Genomic DNA, 629 nt, shown 5'->3' on the forward strand with positions numbered 1-629 from the left:
CCCTTCCCGCTGTTCGCCGATTTGGGCGGCGCTAAAAACGTTACCAAAGACGTTAAAATCAACCGCAAACCCGCCTTCGTCTTCAAAGCCAGTAAAACCAACCGCACCTACGGCGACGAAATCGCCCTGCCCGGCCGCAAAGGGGTGATTTCCCGCACCGCCACCAAACCGGCCTGGCCGATGCGCCACTCTTCTTCGGTTAAAATCCGCAAGCGCTATATCGTCCGGGCCGGCGATATGTTCCACATGAACAACAAGTATAAGAAGCCGAAGCCGCCGAGACCGTGTATTTCCTGTAAGGCTGCGGCGGCGGTCGGCCGACCGGTCAACCCGATTCACGGATTGAAGTTTCTGGAGAACGAAACCGACTTTGCCTTCGAAGGCTTAATGCCTTTGGTGTGGAACCGCAGCTATTATTCCGACCAAGACGGCACCGGCTGGCTCGGCGAGGGTTGGAGCGTGCCCGGCAGCCAACGCATCATCCGCGATGCGGCGGGCTTGGCCTATATCGACGACCAGGGGCGTTTGTTTCCGCTGCCGGAACCGGAAGAAGACGATGAAGAACCGGTGTTGTTCGAGAGCGAACAAATCTGGTTCGGCAAAAATTCAGACGGCCATTATGTGATTGC

1 protein-coding gene is annotated in these 629 nt (G+C 57.1%); it reads left to right on the forward strand.

Features of this window, described 5'->3' with window-relative positions:
* Positions 1-629 (forward strand): DUF6531 domain-containing protein (locus AKG09_RS11775; protein ID WP_197272164.1); only part of this gene is annotated, 629 nt, incomplete at both ends.

Origin of the sequence: Neisseria sp. 83E34, assembly GCF_001308015.1 — a bacterium.
In the GTDB taxonomy this organism is placed as follows: Bacteria; Pseudomonadota; Gammaproteobacteria; order Burkholderiales; family Neisseriaceae; genus Neisseria.